Source organism: Streptomyces sp. NPDC102514 (assembly GCF_055584525.1).
The window spans coordinates 12989-32832 of sequence record NZ_JBVJLW010000040.1 but is presented as its reverse complement, the minus strand read 5'-3'; the positions used below and the strand labels follow the sequence as shown (position 1 = coordinate 32832).

At 71.8% G+C, this 19844-nt stretch carries 18 protein-coding genes and 1 riboswitch; of the genes, 13 read left to right on the top strand and 5 right to left on the bottom strand.

The window, feature by feature from the left end; genetic code table 11:
* The first annotated feature begins 85 nt into the window (after positions 1-85).
* Entirely contained in the window at positions 86-1150 is a 1065-nt protein-coding gene (gene trpD / locus ACZ60E_RS44945; protein ID WP_384816465.1) for an anthranilate phosphoribosyltransferase, read from the top strand.
* A 312-nt stretch (positions 1151-1462) separates the two neighbouring features.
* Positions 1463-1579: riboswitch (SAM riboswitch) on the top strand.
* Positions 1580-1756: 177 nt separating this feature from the next.
* Positions 1757-3136, top strand: coding sequence for an aminotransferase class V-fold PLP-dependent enzyme (locus ACZ60E_RS44940; RefSeq protein ID WP_469448131.1), 1380 nt, complete (start codon positions 1757-1759; stop codon positions 3134-3136).
* 117 nt (positions 3137-3253) lie between these two features.
* Here ACZ60E_RS44940 and ACZ60E_RS44935 read toward each other — a convergent pair whose 3' ends face one another.
* Entirely contained in the window at positions 3254-3535 is a 282-nt protein-coding gene (locus tag ACZ60E_RS44935) for an Lrp/AsnC family transcriptional regulator (RefSeq protein ID WP_107017436.1), read from the bottom strand.
* Complete coding sequence (locus ACZ60E_RS44930; protein ID WP_385838777.1) at positions 3532-4281, bottom strand: rhomboid family intramembrane serine protease; 750 nt, start codon at positions 4279-4281, stop codon at positions 3532-3534. Before ACZ60E_RS44930 ends, ACZ60E_RS44935 begins: the two co-directional genes overlap by 4 nt.
* Positions 4282-4438: 157 nt before the next feature.
* Between ACZ60E_RS44930 and ACZ60E_RS44925 the strand changes: the two genes are divergently transcribed.
* From ACZ60E_RS44925 to ACZ60E_RS44900, 6 genes are all read left to right on the top strand, one after another.
* Entirely contained in the window at positions 4439-4678 is a 240-nt protein-coding gene (locus tag ACZ60E_RS44925; protein ID WP_107017438.1) for a hypothetical protein, read from the top strand.
* Between the two features lie 35 nt (positions 4679-4713).
* Positions 4714-6063, top strand: coding sequence for an NYN domain-containing protein (locus ACZ60E_RS44920; protein WP_453795589.1), 1350 nt, complete (start codon positions 4714-4716; stop codon positions 6061-6063).
* A 353-nt stretch (positions 6064-6416) separates the two neighbouring features.
* A complete protein-coding gene (locus ACZ60E_RS44915) occupies positions 6417-7448 on the top strand; it encodes a C40 family peptidase (protein WP_384809408.1) in 1032 nt (343 codons plus the stop codon).
* Positions 7449-7674: 226 nt separating this feature from the next.
* On the top strand, positions 7675-8685 hold the full coding sequence (locus tag ACZ60E_RS44910; protein WP_469448130.1) for a C40 family peptidase: 1011 nt from the start codon (positions 7675-7677) through the stop codon (positions 8683-8685).
* Positions 8686-8717: 32 nt separating this feature from the next.
* The gene (locus ACZ60E_RS44905) at positions 8718-9959 is read left to right on the top strand and encodes a hypothetical protein (RefSeq protein WP_469448129.1); all 1242 of its coding nucleotides are present in this window, start codon (positions 8718-8720) and stop codon (positions 9957-9959) included.
* 111 nt (positions 9960-10070) lie between these two features.
* Positions 10071-10343, top strand: a complete 273-nt coding sequence (locus ACZ60E_RS44900) for a DUF3253 domain-containing protein (protein ID WP_469448128.1) — start codon at positions 10071-10073, stop codon at positions 10341-10343.
* Between the two features lie 40 nt (positions 10344-10383).
* On the opposite strand, the gene ACZ60E_RS44895 is transcribed toward ACZ60E_RS44900, so the two are convergent.
* The gene (locus tag ACZ60E_RS44895; protein WP_469448127.1) at positions 10384-11328 is read right to left on the bottom strand and encodes a LysR family transcriptional regulator; all 945 of its coding nucleotides are present in this window, start codon (positions 11326-11328) and stop codon (positions 10384-10386) included.
* A 92-nt stretch (positions 11329-11420) separates the two neighbouring features.
* Positions 11421-12668 carry a glycosyltransferase 87 family protein gene (locus tag ACZ60E_RS44890; protein WP_469448126.1) on the bottom strand — a complete coding sequence of 416 codons (1248 nt, stop codon included), beginning with the start codon at positions 12666-12668 and terminating at the stop codon, positions 11421-11423.
* Between the two features lie 160 nt (positions 12669-12828).
* Here ACZ60E_RS44890 and ACZ60E_RS44885 point away from each other — a divergent pair, with 160 nt between their 5' ends.
* Complete coding sequence (locus tag ACZ60E_RS44885) at positions 12829-13971, top strand: glycosyltransferase family 4 protein (RefSeq protein WP_469448135.1); 1143 nt, start codon at positions 12829-12831, stop codon at positions 13969-13971.
* A 416-nt stretch (positions 13972-14387) separates the two neighbouring features.
* Here the strand turns inward: ACZ60E_RS44885 and ACZ60E_RS44880 are convergent, their stop codons facing one another.
* Positions 14388-16184: an AMP-dependent synthetase/ligase gene (locus ACZ60E_RS44880; RefSeq protein ID WP_469448125.1), complete on the bottom strand. Its 1797-nt coding sequence runs from the start codon at positions 16182-16184 to the stop codon at positions 14388-14390.
* A 295-nt stretch (positions 16185-16479) separates the two neighbouring features.
* Between ACZ60E_RS44880 and ACZ60E_RS44875 the strand changes: the two genes are divergently transcribed.
* The 4 genes from ACZ60E_RS44875 (at position 16480) to ACZ60E_RS44860 (ending at position 19834) form a co-directional block, all read left to right on the top strand.
* Entirely contained in the window at positions 16480-17307 is an 828-nt protein-coding gene (locus ACZ60E_RS44875) for a metallophosphoesterase family protein (protein WP_384809394.1), read from the top strand.
* Positions 17308-17468: 161 nt separating this feature from the next.
* Positions 17469-17990 carry an SRPBCC family protein gene (locus ACZ60E_RS44870; protein ID WP_385839224.1) on the top strand — a complete coding sequence of 174 codons (522 nt, stop codon included), beginning with the start codon at positions 17469-17471 and terminating at the stop codon, positions 17988-17990.
* A 43-nt stretch (positions 17991-18033) separates the two neighbouring features.
* A complete protein-coding gene (locus ACZ60E_RS44865; RefSeq protein ID WP_384809390.1) occupies positions 18034-19239 on the top strand; it encodes an ArsA family ATPase in 1206 nt (401 codons plus the stop codon).
* Between the two features lie 58 nt (positions 19240-19297).
* Complete coding sequence (locus ACZ60E_RS44860; RefSeq protein WP_469448124.1) at positions 19298-19834, top strand: DUF5304 domain-containing protein; 537 nt, start codon at positions 19298-19300, stop codon at positions 19832-19834.
* The last annotated feature ends 10 nt before the right edge of the window (positions 19835-19844 follow it).

The following is a 19844-nucleotide window of genomic DNA, read 5'->3' as shown; positions in this document are numbered from 1 at the left end:
TCCATTGCATGGACGGGGCTCTTTGCCGTCCCGGGGGCTGGATAGGGTGGACCCACATCCACGAACACGAACCCAGGAGCGGCAGATGAGTGCTGTGACCCCCGCTGGAGGCGACTTCGCGGCGGGCCGTTCCTGGCCCGCCCTCCTGAACGGCCTCCTGGACGGGCGCGACCTGAGCGCCGACGACACGGCCTGGGCGATGGACCTGATCATGCGGGGCGAGGCGACCGACGCGCAGATCGCCGGGTTCGCGGTGGCCCTGCGGGCCAAGGGCGAGACCGTCGACGAGATCTCCGGCATGGTGCGCACGATGTACGCGCACGCCAATGTGATCGACGTGCCCGGCGACACCGTCGACATCGTCGGCACCGGCGGGGACGGGGCGAAGACCGTCAACATCTCGACGATGTCGGCCGTCGTCATCGCGGGTACGGGTGCCAAGGTCGTCAAGCACGGCAACCGCGCCGCGTCCTCCGCGTCCGGGGCCTCGGACGTCCTCGAAAAACTCGGCGTCAACCTGGAGCTGACTCCGCGGCGGGTGGCCGAGGTGGCCGAGGAGGCCGGGATCACCTTCTGCTTCGCGGTCAAGTTCCATCCGGCGCTGCGGCACGTCGCCGCGGCGCGTGGGCAGCTGGGGATCCGGACGACCTTCAACTTCCTCGGTCCGCTGACCAATCCCGCCCGGGTGAAGGCACAGGCCGTCGGGGTCGCGCACGCGCCCATGGCGCCCATCGTGGCCGGCGTCCTCGCCGAGCGCGGCAACTCCTCGCTCGTCTTCCGCGGCGACGACGGGCTCGACGAGCTGACCACCACGGCGACGTCCCGGGTCTGGATCGTCCGGGACGGCAAGGTGCGCGAGGAGGCGTTCGACCCGCGGGACGTGGGGATCGAGCTGGTGCCCGTGGAGGCGTTGCGGGGGGCTGACGCGTCGTACAACGCGGATGTCGCCCGGCGGCTGCTGGGGGGTGAGCGGGGGCCCGTGCGGGACGCCGTGCTGCTCAACTCGGCGGCGGCGCTGGTGGCGCTTGCGCCTGGCCCGGGATCGCTCGCCGAGCAGATCCGGGCGGGGATGGCCGTGGCGGCCGATGCCATCGATTCGGGGGCGGCTCTGCGGACGCTGGAGCGGTGGGTGGCCGCGACGCGCGCGTAGCCGCTCGCGTGTGCGGTGCCGGTGGGCGCGTTGTCGTCTGCGGCCCCGGTGGGGGCTGGTCGCGCAGTTCCCCGCGCCCCTGAAAAGCGGGCTGCGCCCGGCTTTTCCCCACGGCCCCATGCCCCCCTTGCTCTGGTGGGGGCGGGCCCTGACGATTGCGCAGTTCCCCGCGCCCCTAGGTACCTAGGGGCGCGGGGAACTGCGCAGCGGGGGGTCGGGGGCGGAGCCCCCAGGGGGTGACCGGTGCTCGGGGCGTCCCGGTATGCGGACAGTGGGGGTGCGGTGGGGTGATCGTGTGGCAAGATGCTGGCAGGTCATGAGTGACAGTCAACAGGCCCCGGCCGACTGTCCGGCAACCCTCCGTCCGTGGCGGGGTGCCCCGGGTGAAGACCAGGTCGTAGGCAGTGAGGTCTACGGCAAGCGCGGACCCCTCGCCGCCCGTCAGGGCGGATGCACCAGGGGTCCTGGTCGTTCGAGGGAGCCTTTCATGAGCAAGCGAATGCGATAGGGCGCCGAGCCCCACTTCCGCGTACCCCTTTCACCTTTCCCGTGCTGAGCCCTGTCCGCTCGCACGGTGATTTCGCCTGCCTCTCACAGGAGCTCGCCATGTCTGTCTCCACCGCTGCCGCCGGCCGGACCGCCCACTGTGACACCGACACCGCGGGGTCCCTGCCCGTGCTGGGCCGGGACGTCACCGTTCCGCTCGTGACCGGTGGCGAGGTCACCTACGCCGCTCTCGACTACGCCGCCAGCGCCCCCGCCCTCCAGCGGGTCTGGGACGACGTGGCCGCGTACGCCCCGTACTACGGCAGCGTGCACCGCGGGGCCGGCTATCTGTCGCAGCTCTCCACGGACCTGTTCGAGAACGCCCGCAGGACCGTGGGCGAGTTCCTCGACTGCCGTGAGGACGACGAGGTCGTCTTCACCCGGTCCACCACCGACTCGCTCAACCTCCTCGCCGCCGCCCTGCCCGCCGACTGCCAGGTCTTCGTCTTCGAGACCGAGCACCACGCCTCGCTGCTGCCGTGGCAGGACGTCCGCGTCACCTACCTCAACGCCCCGCGCACCCCGGGCGAGGCCGTCGCGACGCTGGAGCGGGCCCTCGCCGGGCGCGACCCGTACGGTCCGGCGCTCGTGTGCGTCACGGGTGCCTCGAACGTCACCGGCGAGCTGTGGCCCGTACGGGAACTGGCCGCCGCCGCCCACGCCCACGGCGCCCGGATCGTGCTCGACGCGGCCCAGCTCGCGCCCCACCACCCCGTCTCCGTCCAGGAGTTGGACGTGGACTGGGTCGCCTTCTCCGGGCACAAGCTGTACGCGCCGTTCGGCTCGGGTGTGCTCGCGGGACGCTTCGACTGGCTGCGCGAGGCCGACCCGTACCTGGCCGGCGGGGGTGCCTCGAAGAAGGTGTCACGGCGTACGGACGGCGGCGTGGACGTCGAGTGGCACGAGAGTGCCGCGCGGCACGAGGCCGGGTCGCCCAACGTCATCGGCGCCTACTCCATCGCCTCCGCCTGCAAGGCCCTCACCGAGGCGGGCTTCGACACGCTCGTCGCCCGGGAGCAGCAGCTCGTCGCCCGGGTCCGGCAGGGCCTCGCCGAGGTGCCCGAGGTCCGGGTGCTCTCGCTCTTCGGTGACGACGCGCCGCGCGTCGGCGTCATCTCGTTCGTCGTGGAGGGCTGGAACAGCTCGCACTTCGCCGCCGCGCTCTCCGCCGAGTACGGCATCGGTGTCCGCGACGGCCTCTTCTGCGCCCACCCGCTGGTCCGTACGCTCCTCGGCAGCGACCCGCAGTCCCAGGGCGAGTGCGGTGCTCCCGAGGCCGCCCCGGGCGAGAAGTCCCTGAACGCCATCCGCGTCAGCTTCGGTGTCGGCACCCCCGACGAGCACGTGGAGCGTTTCGTGGGAGCGGTCAAGGAGCTCGTCGCGAACGGCGCCAGCTGGACCTACCGCACGGAGAACGGCCGCTGCGTGCCGGCTGCCTGACGGGCCGCGCCCCTGAAGGATTGCGCCGTTCCCCGCGCCCCTGGGGTGCCTCGGGTCGTACGTGTCGTGCGGGTGCGTGGGGGTTGCTCGCGCAGTTCCCCGCGCCCCTGACCGGGCCTAGTTGTCGCCGCCGATGGCGAACGCGGCCTCCAGGTCGTGCTGCGAGTACGTCCGGAACGCCACATGCGTGTCCGTGCCCTCGACCCCCGGGATCTTGCTGATCATGCCGGGGATGACGTCCGCCAGATCGTCATGGGCCTTCACCCGGACCATGGCGATCAAGTCGTACGTCCCGGTCACGGAGAACACCTCGCTGACGCTGTCCAGCGCCGCGATCGATTCGGCGATCTCGGGAATCCGGTCCACGCTGGTCTTGATGAGCACGATCGCGGTGATCACGGCTGGTTTTCTCCCTCGGTGGCCGTCGCTGGGGATTTCACTCTAGCCGGACGCCCGTACCGCACCCACGCGTAGAGGAACCCGGCGGAGAAGCCCAGCAGGTGCGCCAGATAGGCGACCCCCGGGCCCTGCGACGCGCGCCCCGCGGCCAGCCACTGCAGGGACACCCAGAACGGCAGCACCACCCACGCGGGGAACCGCAGCGGGAGGAAGAAGAGGAACGGGAAGAGACTGGTCACCCGGGCTTTGGGGAACAGGTACAGAAACGCGCCGAGGACCGCGGAGATCGCCCCCGACGCGCCGACGAGGGTCTGCGCCGAGTCGGCGTGGACGCCCGCGTAGCCCAGCAGGGCGAGATAGCCGCAGCCCAGGTAGAAGAGGGCGAACTCGAAATGGCCCATCCTCTCCTCGGCCATCGCCCCGAAGACGTAGAGGAAGAGCATGTTCCCCAGCAGATGCAGCCAGCTGCCGTGCACGAACAGCGCGGTGGCCGGGGTGCCGAGGGCCCGCAGCGTTCCCTGGAACAGTTCGACGGGCACCACGCCCCATTGTTCGAAATAGGCCCGCTGCGCGGAAAGAAGCTCGTCGCCGGTGCCGTACGAGGGACTGAGCCCCGAGGCCGGACCGATCACGAAGATCGCGCAGCACAGCGCGATCAGTCCGTAGGTCACCGGAGCGGGGTTGCTCCGCATCGCCCTGACCGTTCTGACCGTCCTGTTGCCGGGTGCACCCCAGTTGCCGAGCATGAACAGAGCATGACGTAACGGGACCGAACCGCACAGAGCGCCTCGCCGCTCCCGGTGGACGGGCGTCGAGTACCCGCCAGGCCGTAGGGTTACGAGCCACACGCACCGGGGAATCCGGTGCGGCACGAGGACTCAAGGAAAGAGAGCGACTGCCACGATGACGGTTCCCCTCCCGACGGCCGAGACCCGGTGGCGCTGCACGCTCTGCGGCAACCTCACGCGATTCGACGTGACCCGTTCGTCGAAGGTCGTCGAGTACGTGCATCTGGACCTGGCCGGGGAACCCAAGGTCGAGGAACGCAACGTGGTCAGTGAGACCATCGACTCCGTGCGCTGCCGGTGGTGCAACGCGGTGGATCAGGTGGAACTGGTGGACAGGCCGGGCGCCCGCTCCTGACAGGAGCGGGCCCCGCACGGACGATGGGGTGAAGGATGGTGGAGACCACAGGCGGTGAGCCGGACGACGGCGACGCCGAGGTGCTCGACCGTCCGCTGCCCGACGGGGTGCGCCGCAGGGTCGTACAGATCGTGTCGGACGGGTTCGGCGGGCTGACCGTGGCCGAACTGCCCACCCAGCTGCGGCAGTACGCCCGGTTCGCCCCCAACCGCCGTGCCAAGTTCGCGGGGACCGCGATGGCGGCGGCCATGGAGACCGATCCGCTGTTCAGACAGCGCATCGCCGAGAAACTCAGAGACGCGCAGCCCGAGCTGGCCGGCGCTCTCGACTCGGGCTCGCCGCCCCCGGCCGCGGACCCGCTCGACGTGGCCGCCGCGGCCTATGTGCTGCGCCCCACGGGCTGGGTCAAGCTGGTGACCGCCGCCGGCGAGGAGGCCCTGCGGGCGGACGCCGAACGCGCCGACGACGAGAGCCGCGCCGAACTGGAGCGGCTGCGCGAGGAACTGGCCGAGGCCCGCGGGCAGACCCGGACCGAGACGGAGCGGCTGCGCACCGAACTCGACGCGGCGAAGAAGGAAGCGGAATCGCTTCACCGCAAGCTGCGCGGGGCCTTCAGCGACGTCAAACGGGGCGAGGCGGCCCTGCGCAAGCTGCGCGGCGAGATGGAGGCCGTGCGGGGCGAGGGACAGGCCCAGGTGTCCGCCGCCGAGAGCGAGAGCCGGCGGCTGAAACAGCGGCTCGGCGAGGTCGAGGGCTCCCTGGAGGCCACCCGCCGTGCGGCGCGCGAGGGGCGCAGCGTCGAGGACATGCGCGTACGGCTGCTCCTGGACACCGTGCTCGAAGCCACCCAGGGGCTGCGGCGCGAACTCGCCCTGCCACCGGTGTCGGTGCGGCCCGCTGAGACCGTGGACGCGGTCGAACCGGGCCGGATGACCCCGAAGGACATCGCGGCCCGTGCGCTGTCCGACAGCGATCCCGCCGTCCTCGACCAGCTGCTCGCGCTGCCGCAGGCCCATCTGGTCGTCGACGGGTACAACGTCACCAAGACCGGCTATCCGCAGATGCCGCTGGAGAAGCAGCGGCTGCGGCTGCTCGGCCAGCTCTCGCAGCTCGCCGCGCAGACCGGCGCCGAGGTCACCTGTGTCTTCGACGGGGCCGAGCTGGCCGCCCCGGTGCTGCTCGCTCCGCCGCGCGGGGTGCGGGTGCTCTTCTCCAAGCCGGGCGTCACCGCGGACGAACTGATCCGCCAGCTGGTGCGCGCCGAACCGCCGGGACGGCCCGTCATCGTCGTCTCCACGGACCGCGAGGTGGCCGACGGAGTGGCGAGCGCGGGTGCCCGTCCGGTGGCCTCCGTGGTGCTCCTCAAGCGCCTTTCGCGGGGTTGAGACCCGCCCCGGATGGGCACCCTCGCGGCTTCGGTGGGCCGCAGTCGCCGTTCTGTCCCGTACGCCCCATAGGTCTCTGACGCACCAAGAGCAACGCATGGTCGTCTTGCCCGACTTGGCGAAACCTTCACGCAACGTAGCGTCAAGAGAGCGTTACTGCACGTGAGTTGATTGTAAAGAATGCGATCGGTGACCGAGATTTTTCCGGGGAGGATTTGAACTGATCACAGGTGGTCACTAGGGTCAGGCGTCGAACCTCCACTCGGGTGATCACTCATTGGGAGTGACGGTGGAGGGGCACCGCCAACCGGCGTCTTCGGTGGGCGGCTGAGGTAATGAAGGAGCTCGCCTCCGTGGCGTCCCACCGTCGACCGAAGCAGCCGAGCCGCACCCGTGTGACCGTGCTCACCACTGCTGCCGCCGCTGCCGTTGCCCTCAGCTCGCAGGCGGCCAACGCCGCGCCCAGCGAGAAGCCCAGCAAGGACGAGGTCAAGAGCAAGGTCGACAAGCTCTACGAAGAGTCGGCGCTCGCCACGGACAGGGCCAACGGCGCCGAGGAGAAGCAGGAGAAGCTGGAGAAGGAGATCGACACTCTCCAGGACCAGGTCGCCCGCGGCCAGGACGATCTCAACTCCATGCGTGACGGCCTCGGTCTGATGGCCAGCTCCCAGTACCGCACGGGCGCCGTCGACCCCTCCGTGCAGCTGTTCCTCTCCTCGGACCCGGACGACTACCTCGACAAGGCGTCCGCCATCGACCAGTTGAGCGCCCAGCAGGTCGAGGCGCTGAAGAAGGTCCAGGACAAGCAGCGGGTCCTCGCCCAGCAGCGGCAGGAAGCGGCCGGCAAGCTCAAGGAGCTGTCCGACACCCGCAAGACCCTGGGCAAGAAGAAGAAGGAAGTCCAGGAGAAGCTCGCCAAGGCGCGCCAGCTCCTCAACACCCTCACGGCCGCGGAGCAGGCGGCCATCAAGACTGCCGACACGCGCGCCAGCCGTGACGCCGGGGACCGCGTCGAGCTCGGCAACGAGGTGCCCGCCTCCGAGCGCGGCGCCGCCGCCCTCGCCGCCGCGAAGACCCAGATGGGCAAGCCGTACGTGTCCGGTGGCAGCGGCCCCAACTCGTACGACTGCTCCGGTCTGACGCAGTGGGCGTACAACCAGGCCGGCCAGTCCATAACCCGGACCACCTACACGCAGCAGAACGACGGCGTGAAGATCGGCCGCGGCGAGCTCAAGCCCGGCGACCTCGTCTTCTTCAACAGCCTCGCGCACGTCGGCCTGTACGCCGGCAACGGCGTGGTCCTGCACGCGCCGAAGCCCGGCGCCGTCGTCCGGCTCGAGTCGATGAGCACCATCGGCTCCTTCCAGTTCGGTGTCCGCGTCTGATCCGAGCGCCTCGGGATCTTCCCGCAGGCCGGTCGCCGCGCCGCCCGAACGGGCGAATTCCGGTGACACCCGCTGACTCCACGCCCCGCCCATGACCTGCGTCTGAGGCGGGGCGTCGCGTTGTGTACACGTATGGGTCTTTGGCCACCGCGTAGTCGCGCGACTACTGTCTGCGGCGTTTCCCCCAACTCCGGGGGTCCGTCAGCGGAAGGGAGTGCGGCTTCCTGTGGGGTCCCATCGCCGCCTTGCACCGTCCGGCTTCGACCGGGGCGCCCGAGGCGCCACCCTGTGCGTACTGACCGTCGCGGCCGCGGCCCTCGGCGTCCTGCCGGCCGGCGCCGCACCGAAGGACGACAACCGCGCGGACGTGGACCGCCTGTACGAGGAGGCGGAGCACGCCACCGAGTCGTACAACAAGGCCGACGAGCGCGCCGATCTCCTGCACGACGAGGTGGACAGGGCGCAGGACCGGATCGCCAGGCAGCAGGAGCGCATCAACACCATGCGGGACGCGCTCGGTTCGCTCGCCGGGGCCCAGTACCGCTCCGGCGGCCTCGACCCCTCGCTGGCGCTGATGTTCGCCGACGACCCCGACGAGTATCTGGACAAGGCCGCCGCGCTCGACCGGATCACCGCCCGCCAGGCCGGGGAACTCAAGGAACTGCAGACAGCCATGCGTGACCTCGCCCAGGAACGTGCGGAGACGGCGAGCAAGCTCGACGAACTGGACAGGAGCCGCGAGGCCGTCGCCCGGCACAAACGCACCGTCGAGCGGAAGCTGTCCAAGGCGCGGCAGCTGCTCAACTCGATGCCGGACGCCGACCGCGCCGCCTACGACCGGACCTCCCGCTCCGGCAGGGCCCCCGACCTCACCGGTGCCGTCCCGTCCTCGGGCCGCGCCGCCACCGCCGTCGCCGCGGCCCGCTCCGCGGTCGGCCGCCCGTACATCTGGGGCGCCAACGGGCCCTCCGGCTTCGACTGTTCGGGCCTCACCCAGTGGTCGTACGCGCAGGCCGGTGTCGGTCTGCCGCGCACCTCGCAGGCCCAGGCGCACGCCGGGCGGCAGGTGCCGCTCTCCCAGGCGCAGCCCGGTGACATCGTCACCTACCGGGACGACGCCAGCCATGTCGGCATGTACGTGGGCAACGGCCAGGTGGTCCACGCGCCCTACCCGGGCGCCGCGGTGCGCTACGACCCGGTGGGCATGATGCCCGTCTCGGCCGTGACGCGCCCCTGACCCGTCGCACCCCGCGCCGTACGATCAGAATCGTGGCTGGTCGTGGACGTGCGCCGAAGAAGGTCGTGGGGCTGTTGCTGGCGGGCCTGACGGGTCTGGCCGGGCTGACGGGTCTGGTCGGCTGCGGCGGCTCCGCCGGGACCGACGCGGCGTCCGCCGAGGTCCGCCAGATGCTGGACCGGCGGGCGGCGGCGGTGCGCGACGGCAGCGAGAAGGCCTTCGTGGCGACGGCACCGCCCGGCTCGGTGGCCGCCGGCGAACGGGCCGGGGCGCGCACGGAGTTCAGGAACCTGCGGGCGGTCCCGCTGACCGACTGGTCGTACCGCGTGACCGGCTTCCACCGCTCGGGCGATCGCGCCACGGCCGACGCGGAGCTGCGCTACCGCATCGACGGCTACGACCGGGCGCCCGTCGTCACCCCGCGCACGCTGAGCCTCGTGCGCGCCGGGGGCCGCTGGTACGTGCGTGGCGACCGGCCCGCGGGCGACGCGAGCCGGCAACTGTGGGAGCAGGGGGCCGTGGTGGCCGTACGCGGCGAGCACAGCCTCGTCCTGGGGGTCGGGCAGTCCCGGGGCACGCTGCGCGGTTACGCGGGCCTGGCCGACCGCGCGGTGCCCGCCGTACGGGAGGCGTGGGGCGAGAAATGGCCGGGGCAGGTCGTCGTCCTCGTACCCGAGTCGCTGGAGGGCATGGCGGAGCTGCTGGGGGCGCCCGCGTCCGGGTACCGGGGGATCGCCGCGGTCACCACGGGCGAGGCGGGCGGGTCCGGTAAGGCGCCCGCCGACCGGATCATCGTCAACCCTGACGCGTACGGGGTGCTGGGGTCCTTCGGGCGGCAGGTCGTGCTCACGCACGAGACGACCCATGTCGCGACCCGCGCCTCGACCTCGGCGGCGACCCCGCTGTGGCTGTCGGAGGGGTACGCGGACTGGGTCGGCTATCTGGGCACCGGCCGCACCGCGCCACAGGTCGCGCCCGAGCTGACGCGCGCGGTGCTCGACGGACGTGTGCCCCACGCGCTGCCGAAGGACGGGGACTTCGGGTTCGGCGGGGACGCGGGGAAGCTGGCGCGGGCGTACGAGAGCGGGTGGCTGGCCTGCCGGATGATCGCCGAGCGGTGGGGCGAGGTGCGGCTGGGGGAGTTCTACCGGGCCGTGGGGGCGCACGGGAAGCGGGCGGGGGCGGTGGAGACGGGGCTGCGGGAGGTCCTGGACACCTCGCCGGAGGAATTCACGGCGCTGTGGCGGACGTATCTGCGGGAGCGGCTCGTGTGACGGGGGCTTGGCTCGGGTGACGTGGGCTCGCGCTGCGCGGGAGGGGCCGTCTCCCGGGCGTTCCGCCGTGCCTCGATGGCCGTGCGGTGCGCCCGGTGCGACTCTGGCCGGGTGACGGAGAACGGACGGCGGACCGATCGGCACCTGGAGCGGGCCATCCTGGAACTGCTGGAGCGCCGCGCCCCGACCGCGACGATCTGCCCCTCGGACACCGCGCGGGCGGTGTACACGGGCGACGACGACGGCTGGCGCGCGCTCATGGAACCCGCCCGCCGCGCGGCCGGGCGGCTCGTCGAGGCCGGCGAGGTGGAGATCACGCAGGGCGGCCGGGTCGTCGAACCGGCGAAGGCCCGCGGTCCGATCCGGATCCGCCGCGTCCGCTGAGCTGCCGTGGTGCGGCCGGTTCAGGAGGTGACGGCGGCCGTCACGGGCCCGGGGTCACGTCGTCGGGAGCGGCGCACGCGTGGTGCAGGGCGGTATGGGCGTGACGGCGCAGCCAGGTGTGCGCGGGGTCGTTGTCGTAGCGCTGGTGCCAGGCCAGCTGGACGGGGACCTCGGGCATGGGCAGCGGCAGCGGCCGGACGCACAGGCCCAGGCCCTCCAGCAGCGGGCGGCTGATCAGACGGGGCACCGCGGCGACCAGGTCGTGGTGGCGGACGAACTGCAGGGCCGTGGCGGCGGTCGGGGCGGCGGCCACGACCCGACGGCTCAGGCCCCGGGCCTCCAGTACGTCGTCGATGGGGTCGCGCAGCCGTCCCCGGCGGGAGACGGTGATGTGCTCGGCACGCACGTACTCCGCCAGGCCGAGCGGACCGTCGCCGCCGTCCGCGCCGCCGCACAGCGGGTGGGTGGGGCGCAGGGCCAGGACCAGCCGGTCGTGGCCCACGACCTCGTGACGGATCTCGGGCGAGGAGGGCTCGCTCGCGCCGGCTTCGAGGTCGATGTCCCCCCGCCGCGGGTCATGGGTGTCGGTACTGGCCTCCGCCAGGAAACGCAGCCGGACCCCGGGCGCCTCCGCGTGCAGGGAGCGGAGCAGGTGCGGGCCGGCCGCCGCGGCCAGGGCGTCGTGCCATTTCAGGATGAAGGTCCGCTCCAGGGCCGCCAGGTCGACCTCCGTGTCGGGGGACAGGACCGTACGGGCCTGCTGGACCAGCTCGTGCACGGTCGCGCGCAGGGCGAGGGCGCGGGGCGTGGGCGTCATCGTGCGGCCGGTGCGCACCAGGATCTCGTCGCCGGTGGCCCGGCGGATCCGGCCCAGGGTGCGGCTCATCGCGGGAGTGGAGACATGCAGGCGGGCGGCGGCGTCCGTCACGCTGCCCTCCTCCAGCAGGGCGTCGAGCGCGGTCAGCAGATTCAGATCCAGTTGCATAGGGGTAAATCTAGGTGCGATGAAGTTGTGTGTGTAGTGAATGCCGGGGGTCAGGAGGCCGGTGTCAGGGAGTCGCTGTCCGGAGGCCGGCCTCAGGAGGCCAGTGATTCCTCGTCGGCGGGCGTCGCCCGGCCGGGCGACGGGGCCGGGTCCGCGTACGACACGGTGTCCCGCCACAGGAGCACACCCGCGGTGACGGTCGCGGCCACCAGCAGGCCGTTGCGGATCAGGAGCAGTTCGATGCCGAGGTCGGTGCTCGCCACGACGTCCGCGAAGAAGATCGGGAACTCCAGGACGGTGAAGAGGCACGCCACCAGCACCATCACCGCCGGCCACCCCATCCGGCTGCCGCGGAAGACCAGGCACACGGCGGCCAGACCGACCAGCCACACCAGGTACTGCGGGCTGATGACCCTGCTCGTCGTGGTGAACAGCAGGACCGCCATGAACGCGGCGTCGGCGGCCGTGTGCACCAGGAACCGGGTCGCGCACAGCCGCCACAGCAGCAGCCAGCCGAAGGCGAGCCCGGTCAGCATCAGCGCCACCGTGCTCACCACGTCGACGTACGGGCCGAGGAATTCCACCGAGCCGTAGTTGAGCAGGACCTGGCCCTCCCAGCCGTGGTGCCGGGCGATGTGGAAGACCAGCGAGCCCAGCGACTCGACCTCGGTCCCGCGGTCGCGCTGGAAGGTCAGGAACGCGAACGCGCCCGGCATCGACACGGCGAACACCAGCGCGATCGCCGCCGCGGTGGCCGCCGCGGCGCCCCAGGCCTTGCGCCCGGTCGTACCCACGAGCAGCAGCACCGGCCACACCTTCAGCATCGCGCCGAGCGCGGCGAGGACACCCATCACCTTCGGGTGCCGCACGCCCGCGAGGAGCGCGGCCACGGCGACGGCGGTCACCATCACGTCGTAGCGCGAGTACACGGTCGGCCCGAGCAGGGGGACGCCGATCACCCACACCCAGACGCCACGCACCGACACCGGCGCCGGCCCGTCCGGGCGCAGGGCCGCGTACAGGAGCAGACCGAAGGCGATCAGGTCCGCGGCGAAGGCGAGGACGAAGAACGCCTGCGTATAGGCGAGGAAGGGCAGGAGAGCGGGGGAGAGGATCGCGAGCGCGGCGGCCGGCGGGTACTGCCAGGTGACGTCTTCGAGCGGGAAGGTGCCGGTGCGCAGGATCTCGTACCAGTTCTGGTAGGTCACCGAGACGTCGCTCGTGACGTCCGGACCGGGGAAGACGAACACCTTGAAGACGAAGAGGAGCAGCAGCAGTCTGGTCAGGCCCCAGGTCGCCAGCAGTGCGTACGGGAACCTCGGCCCCCTGGCTGCCGCCATGCCCACCTGCCCTTTGTTCCGTACGGATCCGCCGTGCCGCTCCGCTGCCGCCTCACTGTGCGGTCATGATCTCCCGCGCGGCTGTGCGAGAGCCGTGAAGCGCGGCCGGGCCGGGCCGTGAGGCACGGGTTCGGTACTGTCGACGGCGATGCGCGAGACGATGCACAAGACCCTGATCGTGACCAACGACTTTCCGCCGAGACCGGGCGGTATCCAGGCCTTCCTGCACAACATGGCGTTGCGCCTGGACCCCGAACGGCTCGTCGTCTACGCCTCCACGTGGAAGCGGGGCCGGGAAGGTGCCGAGGCCACAGCGGCCTTCGACGCCGAACAGCCCTTCGTCATCGTACGCGACCGAACAACCATGCTGCTGCCCACTCCGAGGGTGTCCCGGCAGGCCGTCGGGCTGCTGCGGGAACACGGCTGCACTTCGGTGTGGTTCGGTGCGGCGGCGCCCCTCGGACTGCTCGCGCCCGCGCTGCGCAAGGCGGGCGCGGAACGGCTCGTGGCCACCACGCACGGGCACGAGGCGGGGTGGGCGCAGCTGCCCGCGGCACGTCAACTCCTCGGCAGGATCGGGGAGTCGACGGACACGATCACGTATCTCGGGGAGTACACCCGGTCGCGGATCGCCACCGCGCTGACGCCCGAGGCGGCGGCGCGGATGGTGCAACTTCCGCCCGGGGTCGACGAGAAGACGTTCCACCCCGGGTCGGGCGGGGACGCCGTCCGGGCGCGCCTCGGCCTCACCGACCGGCCGGTGGTCGTGTGCGTCTCGCGGCTCGTCCCGCGCAAGGGGCAGGACACGCTGATCCTCGCGATGCCGCGCATCCTGGCGAGTGAGCCGGAGGCCGTGCTGCTGATCGTGGGGGGCGGGCCGTACGAGAAGGATCTGCGGCGGCTCGCGTACGAGACCGGTGTCGACGACTCCGTGCGCTTCACCGGGGCGGTGCCCTGGTCCGAACTCCCCGCCCACTACGGGGCGGGTGACGTCTTCGCCATGCCGTGCCGTACGCGGCGCGGGGGGCTGGATGTGGAAGGGCTCGGCATCGTCTACCTGGAGGCTTCCGCGACGGGCCTTCCCGTGGTCGCGGGCGACTCCGGGGGTGCGCCGGACGCGGTGCTCGACGGGGAGACGGGGTGGGTGGTCCGGGGCGGCTCCCCGGAGGACGCGGCGGACCGGATCGTCACGCTCCTCGGCGATCCGGAGCTGCGGCGCCGGATGGGGGAGCGGGGGCGGGAGTGGGTCGAGTCCCACTGGCGCTGGGACCTCCTGGCGGAGGGGCTGAGGGGGTTGCTCTAGCGCGACCTGCCGCGTGCCGGTCACCTGCGGGCCGGTGGTGGGCGCGCCCCAACGATTGCGCAGTTCCCCGCGCCCCTGAAAGTGCGCCCCGGTGGTGGGCGCGCCCAAATGATTGCGCAGTTCCCCGCGCCCCTGAAAACGCGCGCCGCGACGGGTGCGGGCGGGTGGTGGGCGCGCCCAAATGATTGCGCAGTTCCCCGCGCCCCTGAAAAGCCGCGCCGCGACGGGTGCGGGCCGGTGGGGGTCACCCGCGCAGTTCCCCGCGCCCCTGCTGAAACGCGCCCTGCGGGCGTTCCAGCAGGGCCACCGACCCGCACCCTCAGGGGCGCGGGGAACTGCGCAATCGTTTAGGCCCGCCCCCACCGGCCCGCACCTTCAGGGGCGCGGGGAACGGCGCAATTCTTTTGGTGCGGGGCTCAGGGCTGGTAGATCGCTTCGATTTCCGTGGCGTAATCCTTCGCCACCACATTCCGCTTCAGCTTCAGCGACGGAGTCAGATGCCCCGAATCCTCCGTGAACTGGTGCGACAGCACACGGAACTTCCGGACCGACTCCGCCTTGGACACCGCCGCGTTCCCGTCGTCCACCGCACTCTGGAGCGCCGCGAGCAGTTCGGGGTCGAGCGCCAGGGACGCCGCGGTCGAGCCGGCAGGCTTCCCGTGGTCCTCGGCCCACCGCCCCAGGAACTCCTCGTCGATGGTGACCAGCGCGCCCACGAACGGCCGTCCGTCGCCGACGACCATGCATTCGGCGACCAGCGCGTGCGCCCGGATCCGGTCCTCGATCACGGCGGGGGCGACGTTCTTGCCGCCCGCCGTGACGATGATCTCCTTCTTGCGGCAGGTGATCCGGAGGTATCCGTCCTCGTCGAGCGTGCCGATGTCACCGGTGTGGAACCAGCCGTCGGCCAGCGCCTCCTCGGTCGCGCCCTCGTTGTTCCAGTACCCCTTGAACAGGTGCTCGCCGTGCAGCAGCACCTCGCCGTCGTCGGCGATGCGGATCACCGAGCCGGGCAGCGGCTGTCCGACCGTGCCGATCTTCTGCCGGTCCCACGGGTTGAACGCGGTGGCGGCGCAGGACTCGGTCAGCCCGTACCCCTCCAGGACCGTGAAGCCGATGCCGCGGAAGAAGTGGCCCAGGCGCTCGCCGAGCGGCGCGCCGCCCGAGATCGCGTACTCGCCCTTGCCGCCGAGGACCGCGCGCAGCTTGCTGTAGACGAGTTTGTCGAACGTCTTGTGTTTGATCCGCAGGCCGATGGAGGGTCCCGCCGGGGTGTCCAGCGCGCGGCTGTACGCGATCGCGGTGTCCGCCGCCTTGTCGAAGATCTTGCCCTTGCCGTCCGCCTGCGCCTTGGCCCGCGCCGAGTTGTAGACCTTCTCGAAGACGCGCGGCACACCGAGGATCAGCGTCGGCCGGAACGAGGCCAGTTCGTCGGTGAGGTTCTTGATGTCGGGGACCATGCCGAGTTTGATCGGCGCCATCATCGGCGCGACCTGCACGAGCCGTCCGAAGACGTGCGCGAGCGGCAGGAAGAGGAGCACCGAGCACTCACCGGTACGGAACAGCGGGCGCAGCCGCTCGACGATGTTGCCGCACTCGGCGAAGAAGCTGCGGTGGGTCAGCACACAGCCCTTGGGGCGCCCGGTCGTGCCGCTGGTGTAGACGATCGTCGCCGGGTCGTCGGCCTTGGCGAGCGAGCTGCGCTCCTCGACGGCGGCGTCCGAGACGTCCTTGCCGGCGCGGTCGAGCTCGTCGATCCCGCCGCCCTCGATCTGCCAGACGTGCTTGAGGTGCGGCAGCCGGTCGCGCACGGACTCGACGGCGGCGGCGTGCGCGTCCAGCTCGACGACGATCGCGATCGCTCCGGAGTCGCCGAGGATCCACTGCACCTGTTCCGGGGAGCTGGTCTCGTACACCGGTACGGTGACGGCGCCCGCGCTCCAGATGGCGAAGTCGAGGAGCGTCCACTCGTACCGTGTGCGGGACATCAGGGCGACGCGGTCGCCGTGCTGGACGCCCGAGGCGATCAGGCCCTTCGCGGCGGCCTGCACCTCGGCGAGGAAGGCGGTGGCCGTGACATCCGTCCAGGTACCGCCGACCTTGCGGGCGATGACCGCGACATCGGGATGCTGCGCGGCGTTTCTGCGGACGATGTCGGTCAGATTGCCGTCCGCAGGGACCTCGTACAAAGCCGGAAGGCTGAACTCGCGCAAGACTGCTGCTCCTCATAGGGCGCCGACGCCACGACTTCGTGTGATGCGACGGAGCGGTCCAAGGCTCGGGCAGGTGCTCCGGGAGTCGGTTGTTGAAACCCTGAGCACGACTGGACTGCCCGGACGTTACCCGCCGGTAGTGCCTCTTCGACAGGGGGGCCGGTGAGATGTTCCCCGCGTCACACGTGTTGGCGTTCCTTGGCGCAGAGTAGTCCAACCCGTTACTGACTGGGTAGTAACCGCAGGTCCGCCCGCGTCTACACACCTTTGCTCCACAGGCCTACCCTTGATCGCCATGGCAGGTACACAAGGCGGCGGCGACAGCGGCGGCGAGCGAGAGACCCCGGGGGCGTCCCCGAGAACCCGGATCCACGTCGTGAGCGACGTGCACGGCAATGTCCGTGACCTGGTCAGGGCCGGTGAGGGCGCGGACGCCCTGATCTGTCTGGGCGACCTCGTCCTCTTCATCGACTACGCCGACCACTCCCGCGGCATCTTCCCGGACCTCTTCGGCACCGAGAACACGGACCGGATCGTCGAGCTGCGCACCGCCCGCAGGTACGAGGACGCGCGGGCCCTCGGTGCCCGGCTGTGGGCGGGCGTCGACCGCGGCCCCGCCATCGAGAAGGCCGTACGGAAGCAGTACGCCGAACTCTTCGCGGCGTTCCCCACTCCGACGTACGCCACCTACGGCAACGTCGACATCCCGTCCCTCTGGTCGGAGTACGCAGGACCCGGCACCACCGTGCTCGACGGACAGCGCGTCGAGATCGCCGGCCGGGTCTTCGGCTTCGTCGGCGGCGGACTGCGTACCCCCATGCGGACCCCGTACGAGATCAGCGACGAGGAGTACGCGGCGAAGATCGAGGCCGTCGGGGAGGTCGACGTGCTCTGCACGCACATCCCGCCCGAGGTGCCCGAGCTCGTCTACGACACGGTGGCGCGGCGCTTCGAGCGGGGCAGCCGGGCGCTGCTGGCCGCGATCCGGCGCACCAGGCCGCGGTACTCGCTCTTCGGGCACGTGCACCAGCCGCTCGCCCGGCGGATGCGCATCGGCGCCACGGAGTGCGTGAACGTGGGTCACTTCGCCGGGACGGGGAAGCCGTGGGCGCTGGAGTGGTGAGGGGCGCCGGGGCTACCGGCGGTCGCAGGGCCGGGGGCGGCGGGGCCTCCACAGCGCGGTAGCGTTCACGCTGCGCACACAGGTAGAAAGCGTTCGTACCCGCAGAACCCTCGTGCCCGCAGAATCCCCCTGTCCGGACCGCATCTGGAGGAGCCACAGCGATGGCGGAAAACACCAGTTCGAGTATCACGATCGAGGCGGCACCGGCCGATGTCATGGCGGTCATCGCCGACTTCGCCCGCTACCCCGACTGGACGGGCGAGGTGAAGGAGGCGCAGGTGCTCGCGACGGACGAGAAGGGTCGCGCGGAGCAGGTGCGCCTCGTCATGGACGCGGGTGCCATCAAGGACGACCAGACCCTGGGCTACACCTGGACCGGCGACCACGAGGTCTCCTGGACCCTGGTCAAGTCCCAGATGCTCCGCTCGCTCGACGGCTCGTACATCCTCAAGCCGGCCGGTCTGAGCGCCACCGAGGTCACCTACCGGCTCACCGTCGACGTCAAGATCCCGATGCTCGGCATGATCAAGCGCAAGGCGGAGAAGGTCATCATCGACCGCGCGCTGGCGGGCCTGAAGAAGCGCGTGGAGTCCGGCGACGCAGGCAAGGAAGCCGCCGAGGAGGCCGCTAAGGAAGCGGAGTCGGGGGACGCCGGCAAGAAGGCGGGACCGGGCGACAAGTAGCGGCCCGTCGCAGGCGCCGCCGCACCACGTACCGTTCACCTCCATGCGCACCATCCTGATCACCGGCCCCGGCGGTTCCGGCCGCACCACCGTCGCCGCGGCCACCGCTCGGGAGGCCGCCCGCCGGGGCACCCGCACCCTGGTGCTCTCCGCGGACCGCACCGACACCCTCGGTGCCGCCCTCGGCGCCTCCACCGGTTCCACGCCCGCCGAGACCGCACCCGGGCTCACCGCCTGGCGGCCGGACGCGGGCGAACGGTTCCGGGCGGACCTCCTGGCCCTCCAGGAACAGGCCTCCACCGCCCTCGACCTGCTGGGCTCGGCCCGCCTGGACGCCGAGGAACTCACCCCGCTGCCCGGCGCCGAGGAACTCACCCTGCTCCGCGCCCTGCGCGACGCGGCCGCCGCGGACACCTTCGACCTGCTGGTCGTCGACCTCCCGCCGACCCCCCAGGCCCTCGCCCTGCTGGCCCTCCCGGAACAACTGCGCCGCTACCTGCGCCGCCTGCTGCCCGCGGAACGCCAGGCGGCCCGCGCCCTGCGCCCCGTCCTCGGCCGCCTGGCCGGCGTCCCCATGCCGACGGACCGGCTGTACGAGGCGGCGGCCCGCTGGGACGTCGAACTGGCCGCGGTCCAGCTGGCCGTCGAGGACCCGGCCACGACGGTACGGCTGGTCGCCGAGCCGGGACCCGCGGGCGCCGACGCCGTACGGTCGGCCGTCACCGGGCTCGCCCTGCGCGGGCTGCGCACCGACGCCCTGATCGGCAACCGCGTCCTGCCCGACGCGTCCCCCGACACCTGGCTCGCCGCCCTCGCCGCCCAGCAGCGCAAGTCCCTCGACGGATGGCGTGACGAATGGGGCTCCGCCGGGACCTGCGCGGTGCACGAGGTGCCCCACCTCGGCCGCGACCCGCGCGGCGCCGAGGACCTGGCCCTGCTTCCCGTGCCCGTCCCCGAAACCGGTCCGGGCGCCGCCGCCGCTGCCGGACCGCCCGCCTGGCCCGTCGTCGACCGGCTCGCCGACGACGGCGTGCTCGTCTGGCACATCCCGCTGCCCGGCGCGATACGCGAGGAACTGGACCTCGTACGCCGTGGCGACGAACTCGTCGTCACCGTCGGGCAGTTCCGCCGGATCGTCGCGCTGCCGTCCGCCCTGCGCCGCTGCGCGGTCGACGGCGCCTCCCTGCGCGAGGGCGAACTGCGTGTCCGGTTCGCGCCCGACCCGGATCTGTGGCCACGGACACGGTGAACGGCCTACCCCGTTCGGGTAACGTCGAGAGACACAGAGCCGATGCTTGGAGTCCGCCATGAGCGATGAGCGCCCCACGTCCGACGCGGGGGAGGACGCGCTCGACCCGGTGCAGGACGGCACGGTGCGCGGCGAGGAGCGCGACGACCCGCGCGACGAGGTCCGGGCGACCGACGACGACGCCTGGGCGAAGGCGTGTGCCGAGGACCTCGCCGCCGAGAAGGCCCGCCGCCGCACCCAGTACGGCCAGCCGCCCGGCTCGGCCGCCGAGGAACTGCGCAAACTCGTCGACGCCGTCGCCGACAAGCTGTCCGGACTGCAGTCGCCCCTGCTCGGCGCGGTCGCCGGCGGCGCCGCCCAGCAAATGGTGAACCAGGTCGTGCAGCAGGCCAAGGCCGCCGTCGAGCCCGTCATCGAGCGCAACCCCGACGTCTTCGACCACCTCGCGAGCGCCGGCTCCGAGCTGCTCGCCGCGTACCGCTCCGCCGTCGAGGCGCAGGAACGGCGCTGGACCGCCCGTGACACCGCCGCGCGCCCCCGGGACGAGGGCACCGGCAAGGGCACCGGTAGCGGTGAACACATCGACCTCGACTGAAGTCGCTCGG

Bases quoted from the DNA above. Each gene is read 5' to 3' on its own strand.
- ACZ60E_RS44890 (WP_469448126.1), bottom strand. From the start codon at position 12,668: ATGGCGGCAGCCAGGGGGCCGAGGTTCCCGTACGCACTGCTGGCGACC.
- ACZ60E_RS44885 (WP_469448135.1), top strand. From the start codon at position 12,829: ATGCACAAGACCCTGATCGTGACCAACGACTTTCCGCCGAGACCGGGC.
- ACZ60E_RS44930 (WP_385838777.1), bottom strand. From the start codon at position 4,281: ATGCTCGGCAACTGGGGTGCACCCGGCAACAGGACGGTCAGAACGGTC.
- ACZ60E_RS44920 (WP_453795589.1), top strand. From the start codon at position 4,714: ATGGTGGAGACCACAGGCGGTGAGCCGGACGACGGCGACGCCGAGGTG.
- trpD (WP_384816465.1), top strand. From the start codon at position 86: ATGAGTGCTGTGACCCCCGCTGGAGGCGACTTCGCGGCGGGCCGTTCC.
- ACZ60E_RS44870 (WP_385839224.1), top strand. From the start codon at position 17,469: ATGGCGGAAAACACCAGTTCGAGTATCACGATCGAGGCGGCACCGGCC.
- ACZ60E_RS44895 (WP_469448127.1), bottom strand. From the start codon at position 11,328: ATGCAACTGGATCTGAATCTGCTGACCGCGCTCGACGCCCTGCTGGAG.
- ACZ60E_RS44940 (WP_469448131.1), top strand. From the start codon at position 1,757: ATGTCTGTCTCCACCGCTGCCGCCGGCCGGACCGCCCACTGTGACACC.
- ACZ60E_RS44860 (WP_469448124.1), top strand. From the start codon at position 19,298: ATGAGCGATGAGCGCCCCACGTCCGACGCGGGGGAGGACGCGCTCGAC.
- ACZ60E_RS44865 (WP_384809390.1), top strand. From the start codon at position 18,034: ATGCGCACCATCCTGATCACCGGCCCCGGCGGTTCCGGCCGCACCACC.
- ACZ60E_RS44925 (WP_107017438.1), top strand. From the start codon at position 4,439: ATGACGGTTCCCCTCCCGACGGCCGAGACCCGGTGGCGCTGCACGCTC.
- ACZ60E_RS44875 (WP_384809394.1), top strand. From the start codon at position 16,480: ATGGCAGGTACACAAGGCGGCGGCGACAGCGGCGGCGAGCGAGAGACC.